This window comes from uncultured Flavobacterium sp. (genome assembly GCF_963922255.1).
Classification (GTDB): Bacteria; Bacteroidota; Bacteroidia; order Flavobacteriales; family Flavobacteriaceae; genus Flavobacterium.
In genome coordinates, this window is the sequence record NZ_CAWUIC010000001.1 from 143868 (window position 1) to 160422 (window position 16555).

A 16555-nucleotide genomic window follows, 5' to 3' on the forward strand; every position below is an offset into this window, starting at 1 on the left:
AATGTAAATTTTTCGATTGAAATTAATTTAAGATACTAAGTTACAATTACAAAAAAGTTTTTGAGTTATAAAATTGCTCGAATAAATTTCAAGATATTCATTACATTAAAAAGGATATCCAATAGCTAAATTGAAAATTAAATTGTCTTTTCTCCAAGAGCCATTTCCAAAATCAACTTCATCAATTACCCATTCTTCACCTTTTGGTAAATAAGGTTTTCTTAAAGGAAATGCTAAATCAGTTCTAAGAATTAAAAAACTAAAATCAAATCGCAATCCTACACCAGCTCCAACCGCTAATTGACTTATAAATTGGTTGGAAAATTTGGCACCAGGTTTATTTTCATCTTCATTCAAAAGCCAAATATTTCCAGCATCTACAAAAACAGCTCCTTTAACTAAATCATAGATTTTGCCTCTAAATTCAGCATTCATCTCTAATTTTAAATCACCTGATTGATCTGGTAAAAAAGAATTTGTAGTTTCATTTCCATTAAAAGTTCCTGGTCCTATGGATCTTGCTCTAAAAGCTCTAATACTACTTGTTCCACCAATGTAAAATTGTTTAATAAAAGGTAATTCATCCGAATTTCCATACGGAATTCCGGCTCCAACTATTATTCTACTGACAAATCTTGTTTCTTTAGTGAAATTATAATAGTGACGAAATTCAGCTTCTAATTTTGTATATTGACTAAAGGGAACACCTAAAATAGTTTTAGGATTTTCGCTGTCATTTGCTCCTAAAATTAAACCTGTTGAGTTTCCAGATAAATCAACTCCACCTCTAAAATAAATGTTGTTTTTTTTATTTTGCAACATTGTATTTGTGTAAGTGTAATCGTAAGTTGTTCCTAAAATAAACTGTTTGTCAATTACTCTTTGTAAAGAAGGAATAGAATCTATTTGAGATTTATATAAATCAGAAACATTATTTGAAGAAGTAAAAGCAATATTCAACACTTTTAAATCATGTTCTTTTCTTTCATTTTCTTTCCATAAATATCCGAATGAAGAATTTAAAGTTTTTAAGGAATAAAGTTGGGTTCTCAATTGATATTCATAGCCAATTAATGCTCTAGTTCTAGGAACAAAAGCACTTCCGGAAGTCATATTAAATGGAGAAATAAATCTTGGCCAAGTCAGACTTGCTTCACCACCAAAACGATAAACATTAAACCCATTATTTTGACCAGAAACTTGGACTTCAATACCTGCAAAAGCTGAAATTTTTAATAATTCTGCTCCTTTGAAGGTATTTCTATTACTCCAATTTATATTTAATTCGGTTCCAGAATAATTGGCTGAATTTGTTTTAGCTAAAGCTTCCAATTGGATGGATTTTTTAGGTAAAGCTGTCAAATAATAATAAGCATCTAATTGATTTCGATTTGTATTATTTTCTTCAAAATCATTTTTAACAAATTTGAAGGTTCCTAAAGTAATCAATCTGTTTAACGATAGGTTATGAGTTGTTCTGTTGTATAAATCTCCTTTTTTAAATAATAAAGTTTTCTCGAAAATAATTGGTCTAAAAACAGTTCTATTGTCAATAATAGTCAAATCTTGATATTTAATAGTATCCATTTTTCGGTTAGCAATAGTATCTCTTTTTAAATTAAAACTTGGATACACAAAAATATTATTGATGGAGTATTGGTTTTTTGCTTTTTCCGGAATGTCACCCTTAATTTTTAGAATTAAATCCACTTCATGATTGGCAACAGTACTGTCAACTTGAACTAATAAATAATTTTCGTTAAAATAATAAAAACCTCTTTCTTTTAAATTGGCATCAATTCTTGCTCTTTCTAATTTAATAACATCTAAATCATAAGGATTTCCAACTTTTAAAACGCTTTTTTCTTTTAATTTATTAATTTCTTGACTCAATATGATTGAATCTTTAGGAAATGTTATTGACTTAATTTTATATTGATTATTAAGTTTAGTAGAATAATTTGCTTTTGCTTTTTTTCCATTTCTGGTTGAATCTGCTTTTGACTCAGCATTAAAAAAACCTTTATTTTCTACGTAATTTTGAACAACTTTTTTATTGTATTCTAAGTCAACATCACTCATTAAAACAGGTTCTTTTCCTAACTTGTATTTAACCCAATGTTTGAAACCTTTTTCTTTTTTTACTGTATCATAAATATTATAAAAAACAATGCCTGGTCGCATTCCTAAAATTGATTTATTAGGTTTCGGACGAATTAATCCATCCAATTCAGATTCTATGGATTTTCTTGTTTTTTTATCTTCTTTTCCTTTTTCGATTACTATAGTATGACCAACGTACAATAAATCTCCTTCAGGAATTTTACTTGTTCCGCTACAGCTCAAAAGAATTGAAACTGCAAAAATTAGTAAGATGTAATTATTTAGTCTCATTCTTTTTTTTATCTTCTTTTCTGTCTTTTTTTCTGTCTTTTCTACTTTTTTGAAATAACTCTTTAAATTTATTGTAATTCATTGTAATTATAAATGCTACACCAGTTTCAATAACTTGACCTTGCAAAGCTACTTGATAATTGTTTTTTCTGTAAGCTCTAAATTTATAACGACCATCTTTAGTTATTAAGTAATCTGCTGTAACATCTCCAGCAATTGTTGATGCTTGTTGGTTTTCTTGTTGTTCACCATCCACTCCAAAACTACTTCCTACAGTAACTTTTAATCTGTCGTTTAATAATTGTTTCGAAAGTCCAACATTTAAATCTGTTCTTTCTTCTCTTTGTCCAGAAGAATAATCTTCAGTATTTTCTAGGTCAAAATCTAATTCAAATCCTTTTATTAAATCTCCTGCTAAATTATTTAATTGTTGCGATAAAATTTTACTAGCACTTTGTTTGGCTAAAAATGCACCACTAACACCACCAGCTTCACTTTGAAAAGGGTTTTCACCAATAAACCTGTTTAATAACAATAAGGCAAAAACTTGTTTGTTGAGTGCATCTTCATCTCTTCTTATTTGTTCTAATTTGGCTTGGGTTGTATTAATTATTTCTGCTGAAACCGAGTTATTTCCTTCAGGCAAAACAATATCAAATGAAATTTCTGGTTGTAATAACTCACCATTCATTTTTAATTCTGCTTCAAACGGAATTCTTTGTTTATAGGTATTTCTTGTTTCATCATTAATTCCAGCTAATTGATCATCTACTAAATCCAATGGAGAAGCATCTACTTTGTAAACAGCCGTAATATTTACATTTGCTGTTGTTGGTTCACCTGTCCAAAGGATATAACTTCCCGGTTTTATATCAAATCTTCTTTTTATTAAATTAAAATTCATCTCATAAGCTCCACCAGTAAATTCATATTTTCCTGTTAGAGTTGTTTTTCCTGAAGGATCAATTCCACCTGTTAATTCGGCTTCACCTTGTAATTTTAGATAATCTCCATTGGCTTCATCAATGATAATTGAAATCTCTGCATCTTTATCGACTGCAATATTTACTGAAGCATCAATTCCTTTTACTTCTGTTTGTGAGATTTGTTTTGTTGGGTCTTCAACTGTAATTAATACTGGTTGATCTTGATCGATGAATTCAACAATTCCTTCTCTATCAGCTATTGAAGGATCGCTTTGTGGCAAAACTATTGAGAATTTTGTATCAGCATTTATTTTTACTGTTCCATTAATAATTGGACTTTCTAATGTTCCTTTTATGTCCAAATTATTATCTAAATACAATTCACCATAAAATAAATCATTGTCTTTTGCTTTTGAATTTACAGCTCTAAAATTATTTGCTACAACATTTAAATTAAATCCTAAGTTAGTATAATTTTCACTATCAATTGTACCATTTATAGTCAATGGATTATCGTTTTCATCTTGTAATTTAAAGTTTTTAAAGACTATTTTATCAGTATTAAATTTTATTTCATCGTTAATTAATTTGAATTTTGAATTTAACATAACTACTACAAAACCAACATCATTGAATTTGATATTCCCATTGACATTAGGATTTGTCGCTTTTCCAGTAACATCTAATTTTCCATTTAAATACCCTTCACTTTCTCTTAAATTATCTAAAGTAAATGGCTGTAGAGATTTCATTTGAAGTTTTTGAATATCGACAAGAAAATCTAAACTTTCATTGCTAATGTTATAATTTCCATTAATGTTTAATTGATTGTCTAAGCCAGATAAGGTTAAATTAGCATTATACAAATTAGCCGTTTTATTGTCAACTTTTGCATTAAGATTACCAATAGTATCATTTTTCATGCTAAGATTTTCAATATCTAAGTCTGCTACAAAAAGAAAATTAGACGTTAAATCTTTAATTGTGGCTTCACCATTTATTGTTCCACCAACTTCATAATTTGATTTAGCAATACTTGTTAAGGACTCTAATTTAAAGTTTTCAAATTTTGCTTTAATTGGAGCATTTGCAGCATTACTTTCTGATTGAACTGTAAAAGATTGTTGATTATTTTGAATAATAAAATCGCGAATGATTATTCCGTTTTTCTCAATTTTAATTTCATTATTTTCATTAACTGTCCAATCTTCATAATTTAAAAGTAATTTTTCTGGATTTAAGCTCATGATTGATGCGCCTAAGCTATCTTTAAAAATTCCCGAAAGAAAATATTTATCTGTATTCTTTACATCTTTTATATTTAGAGCATAATCAATAGTGTTGTCTTCTAGTTTTCCAACCAATGAAGTTTTTGGAATTTCAAATTCGGATACTTTTATCTTATCTAAAGTAACATTATACAGTAAAGCGTTATCAATTGAATTGACTTTGATATTTCCATTTGAAATTTCATTTCCTGCATAATTCAATCTTGGAATAGTTGCATTTATAACAATTGAATCATTCGCAGAATTGTAATTTCCACTTAATGTAATTTCTGATGACTCAATAATTTCTGGAATTATTTTTTTTAGTAACGGTTCGTCTTTAATTAAGAATTCAAAGTTTAGGTTTTGATTTTCAGTGTTTTGAACATATTTTTTATCAATTTGATAATATTTTGAAATCGAATTAGTCAATTGGTCAGCAATAGTTGAAAGTTTATAATTTCCAGAAATTAAACCATTTGCAAATTGAGATTTTAAGATAAGTGAGTCTTTTTCCAAATTTGAAACGGCTCTAATACTGATTGTGTCTAAAGGAAATTGTTCTTTTTCTAAAGCAACCAAAAAATTATTAGCGTTGATAGTTCCGTTTAAATTATCTGGATTTAAATCATCAAAATTGGCTGTGATATTGCCTCTCATTTTTAATGGTCCAGCATGAAGATTCAACTTATTTAAATCAACAAGTTCGATATTTAACTTCAAATCTACAGTTGGTTTTTCCGGATTTGAAGAGCCCTTTGCATCTAAAACAAAATTTAAATTTGGATCTGTAGAATTAGCATTTGCAACAAATAAACCGTTTTTAATATTTCCATTTATGTTTATGTTGTTGTAATCATATTCATTAAACCTAGCTTTTATAATTTTTGAAGTCAATTTAGCTGTCATTTTTGAAGGATCAAGACTTCTACCATTTATACTTGCATTTGCCGTGACTTTTCCAAATTGTTTGTTTTTGATAAATGTTCCTAAATCAAAATTTTCTACACTTGCATCAGCAATGTATTTTTCATCATTTTTTCTAGATTGATCGAAGGTAGCTTCCACAATAGCATTTCCAAGGGAACTTTTTATATCTAAATTGGTTATAAAAGCATTTATTGTTCCTTTGAAATTTCCTTTTGCATTAAATTTTTCAGGTAATTGAATGTTATCAGGAATTGTATTTTTAGGTGTAAACGAATAAATGTCTTTTGATGAACTTTCTAAATTTTTTATAGAAAGATCAAAATATGTTGTTTCAAAATTTGGCAATCCTTTTATGGTTCCGTTAGCATCAACTTTTGTGTTTCCAATTCCATTTGCATTGAACGTACTGATAACTAAATCATCTAATTGACCATTTATATTGGCATTGAAATTCAAAATTGCATTTGGATTATTACTAAAAACATCATTTGAGTTCAAATCTGGAACCAATAATAAAACATCTTTGAAACCAAGCTTGCTGTTTTTTAAATTTGCATCAACAGTTAGGTTTTCAGGATTTTCAGTCAAAGATTCAATTGAAGGATAAGTTACTATAATATAATCTTGTAAAATAGTTTGTGGTGTTTTTGCATATAAATTTTTAAGAAAAGCACCTTTTGAAGTGTAATTAAATTCCGTTTTTAATTCCTCTAATTGAAAACCGCTAGATTCATTAAAAGACAACGTTTTAATTTCTCCATTATAATTATCATCATTAATTGTGATATAATTTCCTTTGAAATTTAAAGCATTTATTTTTAAATGGTTAAAGTCAATTCCTTTTTGAGTTTTTACTTCATTATTATTGTTAAATTCGAAATCAAATTCCGTTATTGAAATGTCATCAACTTCTATTTTCCAAGGTAAACCAGATGAACTACTTTCGGTATTTTCTGCAACAGTTTGATTTGATTTGGTTAAGATAAGTTGGCCATTAGTTTTGTTTAACTCAATTGATTTTAGCGCAATAATTTGTTTTTCTAAATCAATTGTTTTGACTTCTGTTTTTAAGTTTTCAAATTCGATTTTAGTATCTAAATTTGTGATAGCATCTTTATAAGTTACATCAATATTTTCGACATTAATGTTTTTGAAATTTAATTTTAGAATGGTTGTTTCAGCTTCTTCTTCGATTTTTTTGGTAACTTTTTTAGTAGCTTCAACCAAATCTTGATTTAAAGTTAGTTTTAAACCGTTTAGATTAATGTCAGGAACCTCAAAATTCAAATTATTTAAATCAAACTTTTTGATATCTGTGTCAAAATGATTGATGTATAAAACTACATTATTTTTCGCAACAACATCTTTATACTTAAATTTGATTTTATTAAGATTGATTTTTTTAATGTAAATCTCCATTCCTTTTTCATCAGTCTTTGGCTCATTTGGAGTTTCAAAAGCTTTTATGATGTAATCAAAATTGTAAATAGAATCTTTGTTTACACTAATGTTAGCCGTAATTTTTTCTAAATCAATAGAATTAATTTCAACTTTGTTATTCAATAATTGGAATAAACTAATGTCAATTTTTAAGGATTTTCCAGCTAATAAAGTATCATTTGATTGATCTTCAAAGTAGACATCATTTAAAATTATTTTTTTGGGAAATGCAATATCAATTGTTCCAATTTCGACTTTAGTTTTAATTTTATCTTGTAAAAAAACCACAGCCTTATCTTTGGCTAAATTTTGAAAAAAAGGAATTTGAATTAATATCAATAAAAGAAGAATAAGTCCAATAATTGAGCCTATTATCCATAAAAATATTTTTAAAATTTTATTCTTTTTTAACTTCAAAATCAGAAAGTATAATTAACTCCAATTCCTTGATAACCAAAACCAATTTCTGGTGCTATTTTTAAATTAGTTTCTTTTTTTCTATGCATACGAGGCACTAAAATTCCACTTGCAGCTCCTACTAAATACCCAACAATTACGTCTGAAGTAAAATGATTTCCACCCTTTACTCTATAATATCCAACAACTGCTGGAAGAATTGCTGCTCCAGCCCAAATGTAAGGTTTTGCTTTTGAATTTGGATAAAAATCAGAATATACTTGTGCCGCAAAAAATGTTGAAGCTGATGCAGCACCAACGTGTCCACTAAAAAAAGATCGTTGGTTATCATTTGATCTTCTAATTTCATCTGATAATTCATCACTATATATTCTTGGCCTAGATTTTTCGACTAATCCAGCAGTCATTGTAAATACAGCTAACGAAAGTCCAACTGATTCCACATACATTACAGATAATTGTCCAGCATGTTGTCTTGTGTTTTTATCTAATGTAAATAAAAAAGGAACAGCTAATGAAGCAATTAGGGGTAAATCACTAGTCTTAGATGCTTTATCATCGTTATAGCCAGCCGACCATCTATCAAAAGACCAAACATCATTTTTATTTAAATTGTTGAATTTTTCTAAAGAAAGGGAATCTTTATTTTTAATAATCACTAATCCTAAAGCATTTATTCCTGTAACTCCAGCTATAAAAGCACCATCAGTTAGTAAGTCTGTTTTATATGGAGATTCAACTTGAGAAAAACTCAAAAGTGACTGTAGTGACAAAAATAAAACCAGTATCTTTTTCATGTTTTTTGTTTTATAAATGAAATACAAATTTGAAAAGAATAGCTAGTTAAAACGTTATAAAATATTTTCAATCTGTTATATAATTTAAAGCAAACTGTGTATTTAATTATATAAGTAAATGCAATAATTATATAACAAGTATGGTAGTAGAGTTCTTAATTTTACAATCTATTTAAAACCCAACACATATGAAATTAATTCATAAAATAACGTTATTAGTTTTTTTGTTAACTAATACATTTGTTTTTTCGCAATTTGATACAGATGCTGTTCATTTAGAAATTACGCACATACCCAATTCAAATTTAAAAAACGCTGACGCAAGAGCTCATCTTACAGAAGTTGATTTTCAAAGTTATGCACCAACAATTAGGATTGGAGAAAAAATAAAAATAAATGGATTAATAAATTATCGTTTGTATGATTATAATTTTGATTCTTATGATCCAGAATTTAATAATTATCCAGATAATATGCACCATTTTAAGTTGATGGTTTTGTATAGACACATTTTAGATGAAAACTGGACTTTATATGCTGCTCCAAGAGTAAATATAAGAACTGATTGGAAAAAACCAATTAATTCAGAAGATATGTTTCCTTCATTTTCAGGTGTTTTTGTTAAAGATGTAGTTAAAAATCCTAATTATAAATATGGAGTTGGAATTAATGTAAATAATAATAATGGTAAGTTTAGAATATTACCAGCATTGTATTTTCAATATGAAAAAGACAATATGAAAATTTCTGCATTTATTCCAAGTAAAGCATCTATTTCTTTTGCTAAAGATGGATATTCTTATGGGTTTGGTTATCATGCAGAAAGTAATTTAACACATTTAAATTTATCTAATGATCCAATAATTAATCCAAATGATATAACTTATTTAAGAAATATGAATATCTTTATCTACCCAACTTATGCTAAAGATTTAGGTTCAAATATTTGGTTGTCTTTTAAAGCAGGTGTTACAGTTAGTAGGTTATACGAACAATATAACAGTAATTATGATAGAATTTCAGAATTCTATAATGATGAATTTAAACCTAATTTCTTCTTGAATGTTGGAGTAAGTTACAAAGTAGATTCGAATAAAAAATAAAAATGATAAAACTTAAAGATCAAAAATATCCATTTAATTCAAAATTTTCTATTGCACCTTTTGTGGAACAGCTAGATGCTGATTTTTTAAAAATTTCTCCAAAATATTTTGAAAATATATTTTTTAAAATAACTAATTTATCACAAAAAAAAGAAATAAACCTTAAAAGAATTCAAGATAATACTTCACTTTTTAATTCCTTTTTTTCGTTTGTTATTCCATCACATTTAAGTAAAAATGAACTTAAAATGATTGCCAAACCCATGGGTGAAGATTTACTTTTTATTTCCGAAAAATTAAATCAAGTTCAACCAGAAACAGCAGATAATAATAAGATTAAATTTTGCAATATTTCTGAAGATGAGTTATACAAATACAAATGTATTTTGTTATTAAACTCAATTTTGGAAAATAAAATTTCTTATGATAAAAAAATAACGGTTGAGTTTGAAGACTCTAACGGTATTTTTAAAAGTTTTATAGTTGACGATAATCATCAGTTTGTGAATATCTTTCCTAATGATGCAAAAAATATTCCAACTTCTGATCAAATCAATGAGCTTTTAGAAGATTTTGATAATTATGATTTATGGAAAACCCTTTTTCCTCCAAACTCATGGACAATTGAAGGTTTTAGTATTATAACTCTAATTGAAAACACTATTGATAATGCAGTTTCTGATTTGAAAACGAATTTGTTACAAAGCAATATTGATTCTGTTTTTGCTGATGATACTTTCAAAAAAATATTCAGATCAATTTTTAATATCAAAGATCTTAAAGTTGGTGTAACAATATACAATCATGATGAAGACATATTAATTAAACCAAAATACAATAATTTAAAAATCGACAGTTTTACTTTAGGAACAGAAGAGTTCAGACCAATTACAGATTATATTGAAGACACTATTGTTAAACGATTAGTACAAGATAAAGAATTTATTATTGTGCAAGATATTGAATTTTATAGTATAGGTCATCCCAATTCAATTGTATTAAAGACATTGATTGAACAAGATATTAAAAGTTTGATTATTGCTCCAATTGTTTCACATAAAAAAGTAGTAGGTTTTTTTGAAATTGTTTCAAAAGTAAAACACGCAATTAAGAAAAGAAATGTTTCAAAACTTAATATGGTTTTGCCCATTATAAAAAATACTATTGAAAAGGCTATTGAAGAAAATAGCAATAAAATTGATGCAATAATTCAAAACGAATACACTTCTATTCATAAAAGTGTTTATTGGAAATTCAAAAATCAAGCTAGTCAGTTTTTAAAATCTAATAAGGATATAGAAGATTATAACTTTAAAGATATTGTTTTTGACGGAGTTTATGCTATGTTTGGTCAAATTGACATTAAAGGTTCATCTGAAAATAGATTAAACGCTTCAAAAGATGATATTGAAAAACAATTAAAATTATTGATTGCTATTTTTGATGATATTTTGCAAGAAATGAACTTATTAATCATTGAGCAAATTGTTTTTGAATTAAATAAGTTGTCAGAAAATATTCATAATAATTATGAAGTTAATACAGAAAATATTTTTAATCAATACATTGCAAATGAAGTTCATCCAATATTAAATACTCTTGATTTTCCTGAACATATCCAGAAAAAAATTAATTCATATAAAAATCAATTAGATGAACAATTGAGTATTGTATATGATTCAAGAAGAAAATATGATGAATCAGTTACTATTTTAAACAAAAAAATTGCTAGTTATCTTGACAAAAAACAAGTTGAAGCTCAAGAAATTTTTCCACATTACTATGAAAGATATGCAACTGATGGAATAGAGCATAATTTGTATATAGGAGCATCCATTGAACCTAAAAAAGAATTTAATGCTATTTATTTGAATAACTTAAGACTATGGCAATTAAAAACGCTTTGTGAAACAGTGTATAATTATCAAAAATGGAAACATATATTACCTTTTCCGTTAGAAATTACAACTTTAATATTAGTTTTTAGTACTCCTTTAACCATACGATTTAGGTTGGAAGAAAAATTGTTTGATGTAGATGGTTCATACAATGCAAGATATGAAGTTGTTAAGAAAAGAATTGATAAATCACATGTTAAAAATTCGGAAGAGCGAATTACACAACCAAACAAAGTTACAATAGTTTATTCTCAAACAAATGAAAAACTTGAATACATTAAGTATCTAAAATATCTAATTTCTCAAGGATTATTAGAACCTACAATTGAAAAATTAGATGTTGAGGATTTAGATAGCGTTACAGGTTTAAAAGCACTTAGAGTAACAATTAAAGCTATTGATTAAGAGTTTTTATAGGCATAAATAAACGCAAAAACAGATGCAATTATTCCTATCATAAAAATCGTGTAAGTAATTCGTAAAAGTCTGTATTTTCGTTCCAATATTATTCCTAAATAATGTAAATCTTTTGCTAAAGAACCATACATATAATCGTTGTCAAGCATCATTTTATTAATTTCTCCTTGAAAAACATCATACGGAATTCTATAAAAATTACCAAAGAACAACAGATTCACTTTTTTATTTATAACGTCTTCATCAGTGAAATCGGATTTTGTGACTTTTGGCCTGGTAGACAAAATGGCAAAAATTATAGAGGTAACACTAAAAAATAACAATACAAAAGTGGGTAATGATAAATAATTATTTCCTGGACTATCAAGTTTTGGAATTAAAACTGACAAGGCAACTGAAATAATAACAGCATTAACTGAAAGTAATATGTTAGCTTTACTATCTGCAATATCACTCAAACGCGTGTGATTATTTATAGTTACTCTAAAAAGAGTTTCAACACCTCTTCCTAATTTTTTATTCTTTTTCTTTTTCTTCTTTTTTTCTTTCTTTTCCTCAACAATTGGTCTTTCCATAACTTTTAATTTCTCTATTTTTTCTTTCAATTTTTGAATGTTTTTGTCTTTGATTGCATCCCAATTCAATTTAGCATATTCTGTATAAAAATGATGCTTTTCGTTTAATAAAGCTAAATTTCCTTTTGCCCATTCTAAATCGCAACAAACATTATAATTGGTCAATTCCCATTCTTTTCTTAAAAGTGAAGCAGTTTCAAAATAATTTTCTTTTCCTAAATGATTATAATCAGCATCACAAATTATTTTTTCCAAAATAGTGGTTGGAACATAATTGAAAACGGTTGCTCTTATTATTTTAGCTACTTTTTCAATATATATAATATCATAATCATTTTCTTCTAAAAATTTACTGACTATTCGTACACTTACTTCTTCATGACCTTCTTTACACTCAACATATCCACAATCATGAAACCAAGCTGCAACTAACAAAATTTCTAAATCTTCACCATCAATTTTTTCATGAATAGCAATTTCTTCAGCCGCTTTAACAACTGACTTGGTGTGATTAATATTATGATACGTATATTTGAATTCTAATATATTTTCAAATAATTCTGTAACATATAGTTTGGCTTTATTTACTAATTTCATACTTTTAAATAATATACTAAAATATGCAAAATATTTACTTTTATCTACAAAAAAAAGCATTTTTTTTGTTTTCAATTTCTTTCTTTTTAATATTAACATCTTGTGCTACTTTTAGTGTTCAAACAGGAAAAGATTTAAAAAACCCTATTGCAAATATTGATGTTAAAAAAAGTGAAGTAGATCACACTTTTTATTTAATTGGTGATGCGGGAAATGCTGATGAAATTAATTCTGAACAAGCACTACAACCTTTAAAAAATCAATTAGATAATGCTTCAAAAAATAGTACACTTTTATATTTAGGAGATAATGTTTATCCCATTGGTATGAGTGGAAATAAAGAATCTGAAGCCTACAAAGAGGCAGAAATAATTCTCGAAAATCAATTAAAAATTACAAAAAATTTCAAAGGAAAAACAATAGTTATTCCAGGAAATCATGATTGGTATAGTGGTTTAGATGGCTTAAATGCACAAGAAGATTTTGTACTTAAGTACATGAATGATGAAGAAGCCTTTTCTCCACGAAAAGGTTGTCCAATTGAAGACTTTGAATTAAATGATAATATCACTTTAATTACGATTAACAGTCAGTGGTATTTGGAGGATTGGAATAAATTTCCAACTATAAATGATGATTGTGTTATTAAGACTAGAGAGGAATTCTTTGAGGAATTTGAAAATTTATTAACCAAAAATCAAGATAAAACAATTGTGATTGCTATGCATCATCCTTTATTAACAAACGGTGTTCATGGTGGTCATTTTGGTGTTCGTAAAATGTTATTATCAGCAGAAAACTCTTTCCCAGTACCATTATTAGGAACTTTATATTATTTATTGCGTAAAACTTCTGGAATAAGTGCACAAGATGTCTTAAGCAAAGAATATACAGAAATGTCTAAGAGAATTCAAACAATTATAAAAAAGAAAGAAAATATTGTTGTAGTTTCAGGACATGAGCATAGTTTAGAATATATTCAAAAAGACGGAATTAAACAAGTTGTGAGTGGTTCAGGTACAAAGACAAATGCTGCTAGAGCGATTTATCCAAATGATTTTTCTTATGGAAAAAATGGATATGCAACTCTACAGGTTTTAAAGTCTGGTGAAACTATACTAACATTTTATGGAAAACAAGATGGTAAAGAGATTGTTTTATACAAACAATCCATAGTAAAACCAACTAATACAGAAACAAAAGATTATCCTAATACATTTCCAAAATACAAAGAGGCAACTGTTTATGATATTAAGGAAACCAAAAAATCTGGATTTTATAATTTTTTATGGGGAGAACATTATAGAAAATATTATGGATTACCTATAAAAGCACAAGTGGCTACATTAAGTACTTTGTATGGTGGTGTTAAACTAGATAGAGAAGGTGGAGGACAACAAACAAACTCATTAAGAGTAATAGATAATAATGAAAAAGAATATGTTTTAAGAGCTGTTAAGAAAAACGCAACTAGGTTTTTCCAAGCTGCAGTGTTCGTAGACCAATATGTAGAAGAGGACTTAAAAGGAACTTATGTAGAAACTTTTTTACTAGATTTCTTTACAACAGGACATCCTTTTGCCGCATTTATGATTGATGATTTGTCAAGAAGTATAGGGATTTATCACACAAACCCAAAATTATTCTATATACCAAAACATGATGCTTTAGGTAAATTTAATTCAAGTTTTGGTGATGAATTATATATGGTTTCTGAACGTGAAGATGATAGCCAAAAAGAAAAATCATCGTTTGGAAGAGCTGATGATATTATTGGAACAGATGATTTACATAAAAAATTAAGAAAGGATGAAAAGTATATCATTGATGAAAAAGCCTTCATTAAAGCAAGGTTATTTGACATGCTAATTGGAGATTGGGACAGACATTCAGATCAATGGAAATGGTCTGAATTTAAAAGAGGTGAAGAAGTAATTTATAGACCAATTCCAAAAGATAGAGATCAAGCTTTTCCTAAATATGGAGGAGCCTTGTTAAGTATAATTCTAAACCTACCAGAATTTAGAAAAATGCAAACTTATGATGATGATATTCAAAACTTAAAATGGCTAAATAATGTTGGATATGAATTAGATATTGCCTTACTTCAAAATAATAAAAAAGAAGATTGGATGGGTCAAGCAAAATTTATTCAAGATAATTTAACAGACAAAGCTATTGATAACGCTTTCAAAAATTTACCTTCAGAAGTTCAAGATGATACAAGTGATAAATTAAAAGCGGACTTAAAATCTAGAAGAGATAAATTATTGGTATATGCTGAAAAATATCATAAAATGCTCGAAAAAAGAGCTGTGATTGTCGGAACTGATAAAAAAGAAGATTTTACAATTACTAAACTGAACAAGAACGAAATCGAAGTAACTCAAATTAGAAATAAAAAAGATGGAGTAGAGCAATTTATTTCTAAAAGAAAATTTAATGCTAAAGACACTAAGGAAATTTGGATATATGGTTTAGATGATGACGATAAATTTGTAGTGGAAGGTGATTATAAGTCTAAAATTAGAATAAGAATAATTGGGGGTCAAAACAATGATTCTTATAAAGTTGAAAATGGAAATAATATCAAAATTTATGATTACAAATCAAAGAAAAATGAATTTGATATTGATGGAAAAACTAGTAAAAGACTGAGCGATAATTATGAAATGAATTTATATACTACTAAAAAAGCTAAATTTAATTCTTTTTCAGTAATTCCTGGTGGAGGTTTTAATCCAGATGATGGTGTAAAAATTGGAGTCAGAATGAATTATATTGATAACGGTTTTAGACAAAATCCTTATACAAGTAAGCATACTATAATACCAAATTTTTATTTTGCAACCAACGGATTTGAACTTATGTATAAAGCTCATTTTCCTAGATTGTTGGGTCGTTATGATTTTAATATCGACTCTAAGGTTACAAGTCCCAACTTTGCAATTAATTATTTTGGATATGGAAATGAAACCGTATTTAATGACAATATAGATTTTGATTTTAATAGAGTAAGATTAAAAATGTTTTCATTTTATCCTTCAATAAGTAGAGTAGGAAATAAAGGTAGTAATGTAAAACTACAGTTTGGTTTAGAAAACTTAGAAGTTGAAAATACAGATAATAGATTTGTTACTACTTCAAATACTATTGATGACAGATTATTTGAGGATCAACAGTTTGCAAGCACAAAATTATCATATGGTTTTGAGAATTATGATGTAGTTTCTTTACCAACATTTGGTATGGGCTTTTTATTAGCTACTGAATGGAAAACTAATTTGAATGATGCAAATAGAAATTTTTTCACATTAGAAAGTAAATTCAATTTTTCTCATAAAATAACCACTAACGGAAAATTAGTGTTTAGTACATTGTTAAGAGGAAAAATAATCACTAACGATAATTTCGATTTTTATCATGGTGCAGCAATAGGAGGAAATAATGGATTAAGAGGATTTAGAAATGAACGTTTCTTAGGAAAACAATCATTTTATCAAACAACTGATATAAGATTAACATTGGGAACTATTAAAAGGAGTTTAATCCCTATGAAATATGGAATAATCGGTGGTTTTGATTATGGTAGGGTTTGGACAACAAATGATGACTCTAACAATTGGAATACTACATACGGTGGAGAATTGTGGTTGAATGGAATTAATACAATAACAGCTAAATTAGGTTATTTTGCAAGTCCAATTGACATTGGAAGATTTACTTTTACAGTAAGTTTTGGTTTTTAATTGAAAAAAAAAATATATAAAAAAGCCAATTAAAAGAGATTTTA

The 16555-nt window shown here is 27.1% G+C and carries 7 protein-coding genes; 3 read left to right on the top strand and 4 right to left on the bottom strand.

Translation table 11 applies throughout. The annotated features are described in order from the left end of the window. Positions 1-105 precede the first annotated feature (105 nt). The 3 genes from AABJ49_RS00685 to AABJ49_RS00695 form a co-directional block, all read right to left on the bottom strand. The gene (locus AABJ49_RS00685) at positions 106-2394 is read right to left on the bottom strand and encodes a BamA/TamA family outer membrane protein (RefSeq protein ID WP_338375165.1); all 2289 of its coding nucleotides are present in this window, start codon (positions 2392-2394) and stop codon (positions 106-108) included. Then, positions 2381-7297, bottom strand: coding sequence for a translocation/assembly module TamB domain-containing protein (locus AABJ49_RS00690; RefSeq protein ID WP_338375168.1), 4917 nt, complete (start codon positions 7295-7297; stop codon positions 2381-2383). Before AABJ49_RS00690 ends, AABJ49_RS00685 begins: the two co-directional genes overlap by 14 nt. Positions 7298-7377: 80 nt before the next feature. Beyond that, positions 7378-8172, bottom strand: a complete 795-nt coding sequence (locus tag AABJ49_RS00695) for a phosphatase PAP2 family protein (RefSeq protein ID WP_338375171.1) — start codon at positions 8170-8172, stop codon at positions 7378-7380. Between the two features lie 188 nt (positions 8173-8360). Here AABJ49_RS00695 and AABJ49_RS00700 point away from each other — a divergent pair, with 188 nt between their 5' ends. Beyond that, complete coding sequence (locus tag AABJ49_RS00700) at positions 8361-9275, top strand: DUF6268 family outer membrane beta-barrel protein (protein WP_338375172.1); 915 nt, start codon at positions 8361-8363, stop codon at positions 9273-9275. A 2-nt stretch (positions 9276-9277) separates the two neighbouring features. Continuing rightward, positions 9278-11578 (top strand): GAF domain-containing protein, encoded by a 2301-nt coding sequence (locus AABJ49_RS00705; RefSeq protein ID WP_338375174.1) that lies wholly within the window; start codon positions 9278-9280, stop codon positions 11576-11578. Here the strand turns inward: AABJ49_RS00705 and AABJ49_RS00710 are convergent. Next, positions 11575-12762: a Pycsar system effector family protein gene (locus AABJ49_RS00710; protein WP_338375176.1), complete on the bottom strand. Its 1188-nt coding sequence runs from the start codon at positions 12760-12762 to the stop codon at positions 11575-11577. The genes AABJ49_RS00705 and AABJ49_RS00710 overlap by 4 nt on opposite strands. 23 nt (positions 12763-12785) lie before the next feature. Here AABJ49_RS00710 and AABJ49_RS00715 point away from each other — a divergent pair, with 23 nt between their 5' ends. After that, positions 12786-16511, top strand: coding sequence for a metallophosphoesterase (locus AABJ49_RS00715; RefSeq protein WP_338375179.1), 3726 nt, complete (start codon positions 12786-12788; stop codon positions 16509-16511). Positions 16512-16555: the final 44 nt, after the last annotated feature.